This is a genomic window from Snodgrassella sp. (assembly GCF_024103505.1).
In the GTDB taxonomy this organism is placed as follows: domain Bacteria; phylum Pseudomonadota; class Gammaproteobacteria; order Burkholderiales; family Neisseriaceae; genus Snodgrassella; species Snodgrassella communis.
In genome coordinates, this window is sequence record NZ_JAGGIJ010000001.1 from 531,181 (window position 1) to 545,811 (window position 14,631).

At 38.4% G+C, this 14,631-nt stretch carries 11 protein-coding genes and 1 tRNA gene; 5 read left to right on the plus strand and 7 right to left on the minus strand.

Translation table 11 applies throughout. The annotated features are described in order from the left end of the window. Positions 1 to 12: 12 nt before the first annotated feature. The 6 genes from hslO to J6578_RS02360 form a co-directional block, all read right to left on the minus strand. A complete protein-coding gene (gene hslO / locus J6578_RS02335; RefSeq protein ID WP_287953861.1) occupies positions 13 to 927 on the minus strand; it encodes an Hsp33 family molecular chaperone HslO in 915 nt (304 codons plus the stop codon). An 866-nt stretch (positions 928 to 1,793) separates the two neighbouring features. Then, positions 1,794 to 1,870: transfer RNA gene (locus J6578_RS02340), tRNA-Arg, on the minus strand. 178 nt (positions 1,871 to 2,048) lie between these two features. Next, positions 2,049 to 3,521 (minus strand): YfcC family protein, encoded by a 1,473-nt coding sequence (locus tag J6578_RS02345; RefSeq protein ID WP_037406448.1) that lies wholly within the window; start codon positions 3,519 to 3,521, stop codon positions 2,049 to 2,051. Positions 3,522 to 3,583: 62 nt separating this feature from the next. Beyond that, entirely contained in the window at positions 3,584 to 4,519 is a 936-nt protein-coding gene (gene arcC, locus J6578_RS02350; RefSeq protein WP_093090970.1) for a carbamate kinase, read from the minus strand. Positions 4,520 to 4,541: 22 nt separating this feature from the next. Beyond that, complete coding sequence (locus J6578_RS02355) at positions 4,542 to 5,549, minus strand: ornithine carbamoyltransferase (protein WP_037406443.1); 1,008 nt, start codon at positions 5,547 to 5,549, stop codon at positions 4,542 to 4,544. A gap of 22 nt (positions 5,550 to 5,571) precedes the next feature. After that, entirely contained in the window at positions 5,572 to 6,816 is a 1,245-nt protein-coding gene (locus tag J6578_RS02360) for an arginine deiminase (protein ID WP_287953806.1), read from the minus strand. Between the two features lie 615 nt (positions 6,817 to 7,431). Between J6578_RS02360 and J6578_RS02365 the strand changes: the two genes are divergently transcribed. Beyond that, entirely contained in the window at positions 7,432 to 7,896 is a 465-nt protein-coding gene (locus J6578_RS02365) for an Lrp/AsnC family transcriptional regulator (RefSeq protein ID WP_037406440.1), read from the plus strand. Between the two features lie 35 nt (positions 7,897 to 7,931). Here the strand turns inward: J6578_RS02365 and argS are convergent, their stop codons facing one another. Beyond that, positions 7,932 to 9,668, minus strand: coding sequence for an arginine--tRNA ligase (gene argS / locus J6578_RS02370; RefSeq protein ID WP_287953807.1), 1,737 nt, complete (start codon positions 9,666 to 9,668; stop codon positions 7,932 to 7,934). 795 nt (positions 9,669 to 10,463) lie between these two features. Here argS and J6578_RS02375 point away from each other — a divergent pair. The 4 genes from J6578_RS02375 (at position 10,464) to J6578_RS02390 (ending at position 14,619) form a co-directional block, all read left to right on the plus strand. Beyond that, positions 10,464 to 11,345, plus strand: coding sequence for a hypothetical protein (locus J6578_RS02375; protein ID WP_287953808.1), 882 nt, complete (start codon positions 10,464 to 10,466; stop codon positions 11,343 to 11,345). A gap of 41 nt (positions 11,346 to 11,386) precedes the next feature. Beyond that, positions 11,387 to 12,268: a hypothetical protein gene (locus J6578_RS02380; RefSeq protein WP_287953808.1), complete on the plus strand. Its 882-nt coding sequence runs from the start codon at positions 11,387 to 11,389 to the stop codon at positions 12,266 to 12,268. A 280-nt stretch (positions 12,269 to 12,548) separates the two neighbouring features. Further along, complete coding sequence (locus J6578_RS02385; protein WP_287953808.1) at positions 12,549 to 13,430, plus strand: hypothetical protein; 882 nt, start codon at positions 12,549 to 12,551, stop codon at positions 13,428 to 13,430. A gap of 307 nt (positions 13,431 to 13,737) precedes the next feature. After that, positions 13,738 to 14,619: a hypothetical protein gene (locus J6578_RS02390; protein WP_287953808.1), complete on the plus strand. Its 882-nt coding sequence runs from the start codon at positions 13,738 to 13,740 to the stop codon at positions 14,617 to 14,619. The last annotated feature ends 12 nt before the right edge of the window (positions 14,620 to 14,631 follow it).

Below are 14,631 nucleotides of genomic sequence, written 5' to 3' on the forward strand. Positions count from 1 at the left end.
GCAAGCTCAGTACTAATGATTCAACTGCCGCGCCGCCAGCTCCTGCTGTGCCGTTGCCACCACATCACTGCCAAACAGAGCATTCACATCCGCCTCATCAAACACATAGCGCGCATAACAGAAATCGCAATTCACCTCAATACTGCCCTGCTCCACTACCGCTTCACCTACCTCCTGTCCACCAAGCAACAGCAGCATATCACCCACCTTGGCACGGGAACAGGTACAGGCAAATTCCACATCCTGCGGCGCAAACAACCTTACCTCATGTTCATGGAACAGCCGGTACAATAAAGTCCCAGCATCCAACTGCAACAACTCATCCTCAGTAAGCGTACCAGCCAGAGCAGATAATTCCGTCCAGCTATCTTCCTCAATATCCCGTTCTGGCAGTCTTTGCAGCAACAACCCACTAGCATGATCATCATCTGCCGCCAGCGTAATATAAGTCGCCAACTGTTCCGAACGCGCCATATAATTCATCAGCATCTGTGCAATACTGTCACCGGCCAGTTCCACTACCCCCTGCCATGACTCACCTTGCGCCGGTTGTAATGTCAGCACAAACATGCCGCCTTCACCGAGCAAATCCGCCAACTGCATATTTTCATCAATTACCGCAGACTCATCCCAGCGCGCAGTTGCCCGGCAGGTAGCTGCTGATGTAGCCTCCGCTACCAACATTTTCAGCACACCCTTACCTTGTACCTGCACAATCAGATTCCCATCAAACTTCAGATTACTGGCCAGTAATACCGCAGCAACAGTCAGCTCCCCTAATGCCCGATGGATCGCTTTCGGATAAGCCTTATTCTTAGCTACATGCTGCCAGACCTGCTGCAAATTTACATGCAGGCCACGCACCGGGCAATCATCAAACATAAAACGCGTCAACTGATCTGCCTTAGCCATCTTACTTTCTGTCATCATTACTATCTCGGCAAAATAATCAACCTATATGGTCACTCCTAGTGAAAAAATCAAGTCATCTTATCACCACACCAGAATCAGAAAACCTCTGTAAATACCAGCATCTCAGCTCACAATTCACATACTAAATTACGCAGCGGTTCTAGTGTTTTATATTCATCAGATGTCATATCATTTAGCATCTCATGAAGTATTTCTTGGTTATAAACCGTCAGCCATTCTCCAGTTAACACCCTTACTTACTCTGGTTCACCCACCCAAAGGTATAAATCTAATACTTTTATACACTAAGTACAATTAAACCGTTCACCATAACCATTTACATATAAATTGTCTGATTGAATATAATCTAGAGTTATACCTTATGATTACAACCAGTTAAAGGACATTTTTTCGTATATTTCACTCCACCATCTACACATATTTTTAACGGACAAGCATAATTCGACTAGTTCAGGTAATCCTGCCTGCTGATTACCACAGTATCAGTATTAAACACCTCACAATTGAAGTCCTCAATTATATTGAACGTTTTAAAGCAACATTGATTTCGGCCGCAGTCACTCATCGAATCCATTGACCACATTCAACTTATTTATTTTGGATTTTATAATAAAATATATCCTACTTCTGGCTGAAATATTTTAATGCATAGTAACCACCTGATTGCATAAAATACAGCACGAAAACAAAACCAGCTGTTTAAAACTGGCTTATGCCTGAAGTAGTAGCTGATGATTAATTTAGAAAATTATATAATGAGCTCTCATATAGAATTTAATGACAAAAGCTTGATATAAACTCATACCAAACTCAAAATTCTAAAGCTCCATTTATATAGCTAATAAGAATAATTTGCCAGATGGTGCACCCGGAGCGATTCGAACGCCCGACCCTCTGGTTCGTAGCCAGATACTCTATCCAACTGAGCTACGGGTGCAACTAATTTATTATATTACTCTAAATAAAAACATACCGTCAAATTCTCAGTTTGAATTTATCCTGCGAAAAAAAACTACTTCTCAAAATCTGCTTCCCAGTCTATCGTAAGTACCCCCCTGTAACCTGCCAAAGATTAGTGGGGGGATAAAGAAAAATAGCCAGTATAAATTTGACAATCAGCTTGTCAGCACCATCATCGATACCGTTAAAATAACTATATTCATAATTAATATAACAGCGATTGGACGCCCCATAAATTTTAACCAAGTACTGTAATTTACTTTAGATAGCTGCAAGCCACCCATGACAACGCCAGATGTTGGCGTAATCAAATTCACTAAACCACTACCAGCCACAAAAATCATAATCATAATATTAGGATCCATACCTAACTTAGCAGTTAGCGGTCCTAAAATTGGTATAGAAACAAAGGCAAGAGCAGATGTTGAAGGAATTAAGAAAGACAGACCTAAATAAATCAAGTAGGCTACAGGAACAAAGATAACTGGCGACAATCCAGTTAACAGACTTTGTGCCTTATCTAAAATAAATAGATCTAAATGCGTTTCCCCCATTAATACCGAAATAGAACGGGCAACAACAATAATCAAAACTACTGATAAAATATCGCACGCACCCGCAATAAAATTATCAATAATATCTTTTTCTGACATCCTCGCCACCACACCAATGACTACTGACATCAGTAAAAACCACATTGCTAAATCACCAAAAGTCCAATCGCCGAAATTACTACCAGTTAAAAATGACGTCCAGCCATTAAAAACAGTTATATTGAATTCACCCCATGGTATCAATGAAATTATCATAACAATGAAAGTGAATGCAAACAGGATCAGAATATTTTTTTCACGTCGTCCAAAACTAAGATGTTCTGTATTCTCTTTATTGAAATACAAATTCATTTCAGTTTGTTCTTGTTGCGACAATAATGTAAGCGTTTTGTCTTTTCTAATTTTTTTGGCATATCTCATCACATACCAAATACAAAAAGCAAGCGTTGAGAGCCAAAGAACTGTTCCTACCGTAATAATGGTTCCCTGATTAGGATTATAGCCAACGCCCTTAAGCGCATCACCGGCCACACCAGTAGCGAAAGGATTAACGGTTGATCCCAATACACCCGCTCCTGCTCCTAAGAGAATAACCCCCACAGCTATCAGAGTGTCAAAACCAGCGGCCACCAAAGTTGCAGTAATAAGAACATAGAATGCAATAGTTTCTTCCGCCATCCCGTATACAGTACCGCCAATAGAAAACAAAAACATCAGCAGCGGAATAAGCACCAATTCTTTTCCTTTTAACTTCTGAACCAATGCAGAAATACCTGCTTCCAAGGAATTTGTCTTCATCGCTACATTGATAAACCCGCCTAAGACAAGAATAAATACTGCTATATTGATTGAATTTTGAAAGGATTTGAATGGTGCCATCACAAGATTACTCAGTGATGGAGAAATAACTGTAGAGACTACTTCTGAATTTTCAGGGAGCGTGACCGGCGTAAATGAATGACCGGATAGCAATTTAGAAATAATCCATAGCAAAGCCAAAATAATAAATAAAATACTAAATGCTGATAAGGATTTTTTCTTTTCTTTTGGTTGCGTATTTTTTTCAGATTGCATAATAAAGAATCCTTAAAAAAAAGGTATCGCATTTATCATATACGATACCTTGTTTGCTTTAGTTAATAGTATGTTAACTCAGTAGAAAAAGATGTATTAATTTTCGTACCAGCTATACCTTTAACAATATCATCAATATCAGCCAAAGAACCAATTACCGCTGATTTTCCCGGATTTTCCCTAGCAAAATTAATGGCTGCCTGTACTTTTGGCCCCATAGAACCAGCAGCAAAGCCCATTTTTTCTAGCGTATCCGGATGAGCCTCTTTAATGGCCTGTTGATTGGGTTTTCCCCAATTAACAAAAGCAGCTGATACATCCGTTGCAATGATAAAAATATCAGCCGCAACCTGTTTTGCCAAAACAGCAGAGCAAAGATCCTTATCTATTACTGCTTCTACACCTTTTAAAGTACCATCATCATCATAGAATGTCGGTATACCACCACCACCAGCACAAATAACCACCGTACCTTTTTCCAACAACCATTTTACAGGTCTAATTTCAAAAATACGTTTAGGAATCGGACTGGGAACCACACGCCTGTACTTATCATTATCAGGAGCAATGCTCCAATTTTTTTCTTTCGCAAGCTTTTCTGCTTCTTCTTTTGTGTAAACAGGACCGATAGGTTTAGTTGGATTCAAGAATGCAGGATCATTTTTATCAACTTCCACCTGAGATAATAATGTAGCTAATGGCGTCTCCAGAGGAAGAAGATTACCCAACTCTTGCATTATCATATAACCAATCATCCCAATAGATTCAGCTCCTAAAACATCTAATGGGTATGAAGGAACATCAGTATATGACAAAGATTGTAATGCAATTAAACCAACTTGCGGGCCATTACCATGCGCAATAACCAATTCATTCCCGGGATAAACTTTAGCAATTTGCTGACATGCAATCTTAGTATTCTGGCGTTGATTCTCAGCCGTTAACGGCTCTCCTCTTCGCAATAATGCATTACCACCCAAAGCAATAACAATTCTCATATTAATTCCAATCGTTTTTATCTTAAACTAAGCTGGATACAATAACTGCTTTAATGGTATGCATCCTGTTTTCAGCCTGTTCGAATGCAATATTGATAGGAGACTCAAATACATCCTCAGTAACTTCAATCCCATTTTTAAATTGTGGATATTGTTCTGCAACTTCCTTGCCCACTTTGGTTTCAGAGTTATGAAAAGCTGGCAAACAATGCATAAACTTAACTCGTGGATTGCCTGTTGCCGCAATCAATTCTTTATTTACCTGATATGGCGTTAATGCATCAATACGTTCACCCCAAGATTCAATAGGCTCACCCATAGAAACCCAAACATCAGTATGAATAAAATCTACATCTTTTACAGCTTTCTTCACATCATCAGTAACAGTAATGCGTGCACCACTTTCTTTGGCAAATTTCTCACACATTGCCACCAATTCAGGCTCAGGCAATAATGATTTAGGGCCAGAAATACGTACATCCATTCCTAATTTTGCACCAATTAATAATAATGAATTACCCATATTATTACGTGCATCACCAACATATGCATACTTAATTTCATTTAAAGGTTTACCGTTAGAATACTCCAGCATAGTTAACACATCAGCAAGCATTTGTGTTGGGTGGAATTCATCGGTTAAACCATTCCATACAGGAACACCAGCATAATCAGCAAGCTCCTGAACAATAGATTGCTTATAACCGCGATATTCAATCCCATCATACATCCGTCCTAATACACGGGCAGTATCTTTCATACTTTCTTTATGCCCGATCTGTGATCCGCTAGCACCAATATAAGTTACATTTGCACCTTGATCATGAGCAGCAACCTCAAATGCACAACGCGTTCTAGTTGAAGTCTTTTCAAAAATTAAAGCAATATTCTTACCTTTCAGTAACTGTTTTTCAGTACCAGCATATTTAGCCCTTTTAAGATCGCGAGCCAAATCAATCAAATAATTAATTTCACGTTCAGTATGATGAACTAAACTCAGTAAGTTACGATTTTTCAAATTAAAAGCCATAATGAATTTCCTTTATTTAAATTTAAATGATTGAATCACGGATAATCGGACAAGTCATACAATGACCGCCACCACGCCCACGTCCTAATTCACCTGCATCCACTTCCAATACTTCTACACCGTGATCACGCATAATCTTATTCGTATAAGTATCACGGTCATAAGCAATACAAACCCGTCTGTCCAGCATAATCACATTATTGGCATCATCCCATTGCTCTCTTTGCGCCTGAAAATTATCGCCGCCAGTTTGGATACGCGTAACTTGTGAACCCGTTACCTTGCCCATTGCTTCAGCAACAACATCAACAAAATGTTGTCCTTTATGTTCCTCAATAGCGATTTCATCTTCTGCACCACTTCTATATAAGCTGTAACACTTAATCTGATCGACAACTTCCGGGAAAACTGAAAACAAATCATAATCTAACATTGAAAACACAGTATCCAGATGCATAGCAGCACGCGATTTGGGCATTTGACAGGCAATTACCCTTGTTGCCCCATTCTCTTTACCGCAAACACTTTTTGCCAGTTGAGATACCATTTGCGGGTTTGTACGTTCGCCCATACCAACCAGCACAATCCCGTTTCCAATTGGCATTACATCGCCACCCTCTACAGATAACGTTCCCAGATTTTCATCTGTGTCGCCCCACCAGATTTTGGCTTTTCCTGCAAAATAAGGATTAAATTTATAGATTGCTCGCATGATTAGCGTTTCAGGGCGGCGTGCAGGCCAATACATCGGATTTAAACTCACACCACCATAAATCCAGCAGCTTGGGTCACGCTGGAAAAGAGCATTTGGAGCTGGAGAAGTTAAAAAATCATCTTCACTCATATAATTGAACATCAGATCACAACTTGTTTTGAAAGGTAAATCTGATTTAGTAATACCACCGAATAAATATGCAGACAGATTCTCAGCCGGAAGCTCATTTAACCAAGCACGTACATCACTTAGCATATGAACCCCAATGTTTTGAGGAACGAAAAGACGATCAAGAATCCAATTTCTATGTTCTTTATTTTGTAATACTTCACTTAACGCAACATTTGCATCAATAACATGGATACCGCGATCTTTCATTATTTTTACAAAATTATCATGATCACGCTGAGCCTTTTCAACCCAGATAACATCATCAAACAAAAGCTCGTGACAATTAGATGGAGTCAATCTGTTATGAGCTAAATTAGGGCGACATACCATAACACTGCGCAATTTACCGCATTCTGAATTAACACCGAAATTTCCTGACATTATCAAAACTCCTCAACACATTATTTAACATGAATCTACTGAATTCGAAGCTATTATGGCTTTTTTTCATTGAAATTAAATTTTTTTAATTATTTATATGTACTGTATTTTAGAATTTTGTATCAAATAATCTTAGATTGATAGAATCAGATTTTAATTGTAAATACTCCTTAAAAAGTACTGCAAAAATGTTTAAAATTCTCTATCATTGAACCAAAAGGAATTGGTGAAGTATGAAAAAACTAGCTGAGCATCAAACTGTATCAATATTAAAAAAGCAGGGGCTGAGATACCTGCCAAAGGCTTTCGCTGCAAAAAAGAGGGTTTATACTTCTTATAAATGATAAAACAGTCATTGTCCTGAGATTAAAATCACCAAAGCAACCCAGCCTGAAATATTTGCCGGTTTAACCAACAAAACAGCTCAGAAATACCAGATTTATATTTTTTGTTAATCTCAAAAACACAAGGAGCATATCAAAGAGAAATTAGCAGCATATAACTCCAAACATCCTCATAAGGAATGAAGCAATATGATACCGATAAAATAAAAATTATTGATACAAAATGCACGATTTTCAATGTAATTGCTGTACGAACAATGAGGTATTTATTATGAAACTGGATAACATAGATAAAAGAATACTCCGAATACTTCAACGAGAAGGTAACATTCAGAATAATGAACTTGCCAAAAAAGTAGGATTATCTCCATCCCCGTGCCTGCGTCGCATTAAAATATTGGAAGACGCCGGATTTATAAAACAATACGTAGCATTGCTTGATAAAAAAACCATTAATAAACAACTAATAGTATATGTCAGAATAAAAATAGATATTGCCAACACCAGCTCTGCTGCCATTGAAAGATTTATTTATGAAGTAAAATTATTGTCACAAATTCAAGAATGTTATGTTATGGCAGGAGAAAATGATTTTTTATTACGGGTATTGTGTACCGATTTAGAAGAGTATAGAAATTTTCAGGTTAATACCTTAGCATTGTTACCAGGCGTGTGTAATATTAAAACAGAAATACCATTACAAGTTGTTAAATGGACAACAGAAATAGACATTTAAATAAAAAAGCCTGAATTTACAGGCTTTTTTATTATCTACATTTTGTCTAATACATCCAGCCCTAAAAGATCCATCCCCTGCTTTAAAGTTCTTCCTGTTAATCTGGCTATTTGTAAACGACTATTTCTGATTTCATCCTTTTCTTTCAAAATCGGATATTTCTCATAAAACTTAGAGAATGAAGAGGCCAATTGAAACAGATAGCTTGCAAGATAATGAGGCATACAATCCTTAGCCACAGTAATAATTACATCCTCAAACTGCAACAATAAACATAACAGATTTCTTTCATCCTGCTCTGTTGCCAGAATAACATGATCAGCATTGGGTTCAATTGATTGCCCGCTTTTATTAAGCAAACTTTGAATTCGAGTATAAGCATACTGTAAATAAGGTGCAGTATTCCCTTCAAATGACAGCATACCTTCCCAATTGAAAATATAATCGCTCGTTCTGTTTTTAGATAGATCTGCATATTTTATCGACGATATCCCTACAGCAGTTGATATCTTAGTAACTTCCTCATTCGATAGCGCCGGATTTTTCTGACGTACCAGCTCTGACGCTCTTTCAACAGCCTCATTTAACAGATCAATTAACTTAATCGTATTGCCATCACGGGTTTTAAATGGTTTGCCATCTTTTCCCATCATAGTACCAAAGGCAATATGCTCTAACTGAGTCTTTTCAGTCGCGAATCCCGCTTTACGAACTGTGGCAAATAACTCTTTGAAATGTAAACTTTGGCGGACATCAACAACATAAATAATCCGGTCTGCTTTCAAATGCCTAACACGGTAGCGGATACATGCCAGATCAGTAGTTGAATACAGAAAACCACCATCACGCTTTTGAATAATAAATGCAGTTGGATTACCGTCTTTATCTTTAATCTCATCTAAAAATACAACTTTCGCACCATCACTATTTACCGCTATACCTTTTTGAACAAGCTCATCTACAGTTGGCTGTAAATCGTCATTATATGAAGATTCACCTTTCAAATTACTTTCATTAACCAGCAATCCAAGCTTTTTATAGACTTCCTGACAATGCTTTTGAGATACTTGTACAAAGCGACGCCATAAAGCCAGAACCTTTTCATCTCCACCTTGTAATTGCACAACATAACTTCTCGCTGTTTGTGCAAATTCTTCTGATTCTTCAAATCTCTTTTTTGCATTCCGATAAAACGCTTCTAAATCTGCCAATGCAACATCACTCTGCCCAACCTTTTCCGTCTCAACCATATAAGTAATAAGCATTCCAAATTGCGTGCCCCAGTCACCAACATGATCCTGACTGAAAGCATCATGCCCTAAAAATCTTAATACTCTATTTAAAGCATCACCAATAATACTGGCACGCAAATGGCCGACATGCATCTCTTTAGCCAAATTAGCAGATGGGTAGTCAATCGGTATGATTTGTTTTGGTTGTTTTTTTACGCCTAGCCTTTCATCAAACAAACATTCGAATGCCCTCTGACTAAGAAAGCTGCCTGATAAAAAAATATTAATAAAGCCCGAACCCAATATTTCGATGCTATCAACAATTCCTTCATCTTTCAAACAAGATAAATTGTTTACAACTTTCTCAGCAATCTCTCTAGGATTTAATTTCAAGGATTTTGCTGCTCCCATAGCCCCATTAATCTGATAATGGCCAAATTCAGGTTTTGATGCAGGACGTAACAGAGCTGGGTATGAAGACAAACCACTATCTTCAAAAGCCTTATCCACATAATTATTTAAAAATTTTTGTAATTCCATTCTCTCACACCTCATCTTTTATATTTATATTGCTATATATAACATAAAACATATGTAAAGGAAATTCAAATTATTTATAGATGTTACTGATAAATCCATCATCCAGTGAACAATTTAAAAATTCTGAGCAAAGAAAATAAATACAGCCATATCGAACATAAGGTATATAAAAAATATATAATTATTCCAAGCAACTTAATTATTTATATACAATACATTAAATTTAAACCATAATGTTTTTTCATAAAGTCAATAATTTCCACCAAATTCCTGCAATATCTTATGCTTACTGCCTATATACAGATTTTTAAGTAATTAGGTAACTATTTGCATATCAAAATTGTGTCAATACAGAAATCATTCAAAGTTAAGTCATTTGCAAATAACTATAACATATATAAACAGTTACAATTTTGATGAATATAAAGAAAATTATGCTGAAACGAAATAAGCCATATGTAGGTAACTAAAAGTTGCAAGCCTATTTAAAAACAGCAAAGATGCATAGTATTTGCCTATTAATGACATTTTAATCAAAAAAATTCATTTATCCGACATCAACCATTTAATAACAAAATAAAAATATCGGTTCTACCATTTTTCATCCCAAACAAATACCACCATACTTTCTGCCATTAAATTCTACTTATCCCCACTACTGTGCATTAATCGTAAAAAATGATTGTTGCTTTTAGTTTATTATTTCATTACATAGATTAAATTTTGTATAACTAATTATTTCTTTTAGGATAAAACTGTGATAATTTCTATATTAGCTATAGAGGATAAATCAGTATGAAGAGCATATTTAAACCGTGTTTTAAGCTTATCTGTTTAAGCTGCCTGCTACTGCTGGCCGGTTGTGATGATGCTAGGCAGAACAGCGAGAAAGCGGCGCAGCAGCCGGTGCTGGCACGTCATCAGGACAGATTTGGCCGCTATGATTCTATTGGTAATCTGGGCGGCAAGCCGGTAAGCATCCCCGGCGGGGTGGTGTTTACCTGGGTACGCTATATCGGCGACCCGGGCGATTTTGATTCCAGCAAACAAGCGCAAAAGTATCAGCGCCCGCCGATTACTTACCAATTGCCTATTGAAGGCTTTGCTTTTCAGTACCGGCTAACAGATGGCGCGGTTAAAACCAGAAGAGAGCAAACAGAAGAGGATTATCTGCGTGACAATGAAACCCTGATTCCTGTAGGCAAGCCGTTTCCGTGGGGCTATACCATTGTTTACAATATTGTTGATCCACACCAGCCACTTAATTTTAATAAAGCGTTTACTGACACTCAGGAAGCTAAAAAAGAAGTCTGGCACTTTGAATATTTTGAACAACCACAAAAAGTACATGGCTTAACTTTTTTTAAAGCCAATAATGGGATTGATCCCAGCACCAATCAGCCGTGGCAGGATAATATCGCCGGGCCGGATATTTTGATGTCCAAAAATGCGCAAGGTGAGATTAAAACCTATATCCTGTGTGATTTTGTTGGCGATGTTCAGCAATGCAACCATCGATTTTATCTTGATAATTTACCCATATTGATAAGCATAACTTATAACCGCCAGTATTTGAAACTCTGGCAGCAAACCCAAAAAAATATAGCCGGCATACTGGATAGCTGGGTGGTTACGGATAAAGGCGCATTAATTAAGAAGCAGGCAGGGAAGGTGTAAACATTCCTGCTATTTATGACTCTAACTAAGGATACATTAGTATGAAGAGCATATTTAAACCGTGTTTTAAGCTTATCTGTTTAAGCTGCCTGCTACTGCTGGCCGGTTGTGATGATGCTAGGCAGAACAGCGAGAAAGCGGCGCAGCAGCCGGTGCTGGCACGTCATCAGGACAGATTTGGCCGCTATGATTCTATTGGTAATCTGGGCGGCAAGCCGGTAAGCATCCCCGGCGGGGTGGTGTTTACCTGGGTACGCTATATCGGCGACCCGGGCGATTTTGATTCCAGCAAACAAGCGCAAAAGTATCAGCGCCCGCCGATTACTTACCAATTGCCTATTGAAGGCTTTGCTTTTCAGTACCGGCTAACAGATGGCGCGGTTAAAACCAGAAGAGAGCAAACAGAAGAGGATTATCTGCGTGACAATGAAACCCTGATTCCTGTAGGCAAGCCGTTTCCGTGGGGCTATACCATTGTTTACAATATTGTTGATCCACACCAGCCACTTAATTTTAATAAAGCGTTTACTGACACTCAGGAAGCTAAAAAAGAAGTCTGGCACTTTGAATATTTTGAACAACCACAAAAAGTACATGGCTTAACTTTTTTTAAAGCCAATAATGGGATTGATCCCAGCACCAATCAGCCGTGGCAGGATAATATCGCCGGGCCGGATATTTTGATGTCCAAAAATGCGCAAGGTGAGATTAAAACCTATATCCTGTGTGATTTTGTTGGCGATGTTCAGCAATGCAACCATCGATTTTATCTTGATAATTTACCCATATTGATAAGCATAACTTATAACCGCCAGTATTTGAAACTCTGGCAGCAAACCCAAAAAAATATAGCCGGCATACTGGATAGCTGGGTGGTTACGGATAAAGGCGCATTAATTAAGAAGCAGGCAGGGAAGGTGTAAACATTCCTGCTATTTAAGTCTATACAGATGTCTAAACTAGCGCTTTTAATAAAAAAACTGGCAGTCATCACGGGCAGAAAATCTTGCCATTTATTTTTATCAAACTATGCTTTTTCGCCATTAGATTCTACTTATCCCCACTACTGTGCATTAATCGTAAAAAATGATTGTTGCTTTTAGTTTATTATTTCATTACATAGATTAAATTTTGTATAACTAATTATTTCTTTTAGGATAAAACTGTGATAATTTCTATATTAGCTATAGAGGATAAATCAGTATGAAGAGCATATTTAAACCGTGTTTTAAGCTTATCTGTTTAAGCTGCCTGCTACTGCTGGCCGGTTGTGATGATGCTAGGCAGAACAGCGAGAAAGCGGCGCAGCAGCCGGTGCTGGCACGTCATCAGGACAGATTTGGCCGCTATGATTCTATTGGTAATCTGGGCGGCAAGCCGGTAAGCATCCCCGGCGGGGTGGTGTTTACCTGGGTACGCTATATCGGCGACCCGGGCGATTTTGATTCCAGCAAACAAGCGCAAAAGTATCAGCGCCCGCCGATTACTTACCAATTGCCTATTGAAGGCTTTGCTTTTCAGTACCGGCTAACAGATGGCGCGGTTAAAACCAGAAGAGAGCAAACAGAAGAGGATTATCTGCGTGACAATGAAACCCTGATTCCTGTAGGCAAGCCGTTTCCGTGGGGCTATACCATTGTTTACAATATTGTTGATCCACACCAGCCACTTAATTTTAATAAAGCGTTTACTGACACTCAGGAAGCTAAAAAAGAAGTCTGGCACTTTGAATATTTTGAACAACCACAAAAAGTACATGGCTTAACTTTTTTTAAAGCCAATAATGGGATTGATCCCAGCACCAATCAGCCGTGGCAGGATAATATCGCCGGGCCGGATATTTTGATGTCCAAAAATGCGCAAGGTGAGATTAAAACCTATATCCTGTGTGATTTTGTTGGCGATGTTCAGCAATGCAACCATCGATTTTATCTTGATAATTTACCCATATTGATAAGCATAACTTATAACCGCCAGTATTTGAAACTCTGGCAGCAAACCCAAAAAAATATAGCCGGCATACTGGATAGCTGGGTGGTTACGGATAAAGGCGCATTAATTAAGAAGCAGGCAGGGAAGGTGTAAACATTCCTGCTATTTAAGTCTATATTGTTAACAACTGATGAAATAGGTAAGCAGATGTCTAAATTACCGCTTTTAATAAAAAAACTGGCAGCCATCACGGGCAGAAAATCTTGCCATTTATTTTTATCAAACTATGCTTTTTCGCCATTAGATTCTACTTATCCCCACTACTGTGCATTAATCGTAAAAAATGATTGTTGCTTTTAGTTTATTATTTCATTACATAGATTAAATTTTGTATAACTAATTATTTCTTTTAGGATAAAACTGTGATAATTTCTATATTAGCTATAGAGGATAAATCAGTATGAAGAGCATATTTAAACCGTGTTTTAAGCTTATCTGTTTAAGCTGCCTGCTACTGCTGGCCGGTTGTGATGATGCTAGGCAGAACAGCGAGAAAGCGGCGCAGCAGCCGGTGCTGGCACGTCATCAGGACAGATTTGGCCGCTATGATTCTATTGGTAATCTGGGCGGCAAGCCGGTAAGCATCCCCGGCGGGGTGGTGTTTACCTGGGTACGCTATATCGGCGACCCGGGCGATTTTGATTCCAGCAAACAAGCGCAAAAGTATCAGCGCCCGCCGATTACTTACCAATTGCCTATTGAAGGCTTTGCTTTTCAGTACCGGCTAACAGATGGCGCGGTTAAAACCAGAAGAGAGCAAACAGAAGAGGATTATCTGCGTGACAATGAAACCCTGATTCCTGTAGGCAAGCCGTTTCCGTGGGGCTATACCATTGTTTACAATATTGTTGATCCACACCAGCCACTTAATTTTAATAAAGCGTTTACTGACACTCAGGAAGCTAAAAAAGAAGTCTGGCACTTTGAATATTTTGAACAACCACAAAAAGTACATGGCTTAACTTTTTTTAAAGCCAATAATGGGATTGATCCCAGCACCAATCAGCCGTGGCAGGATAATATCGCCGGGCCGGATATTTTGATGTCCAAAAATGCGCAAGGTGAGATTAAAACCTATATCCTGTGTGATTTTGTTGGCGATGTTCAGCAATGCAACCATCGATTTTATCTTGATAATTTACCCATATTGATAAGCATAACTTATAACCGCCAGTATTTGAAACTCTGGCAGCAAACCCAAAAAAATATAGCCGGCATACTGGATAGCTGGGTGGTTACGGATAAAGGCGCATTAATTAAGAAGCAGGCAGGGAAGGTGTAAACATTCCTGCTA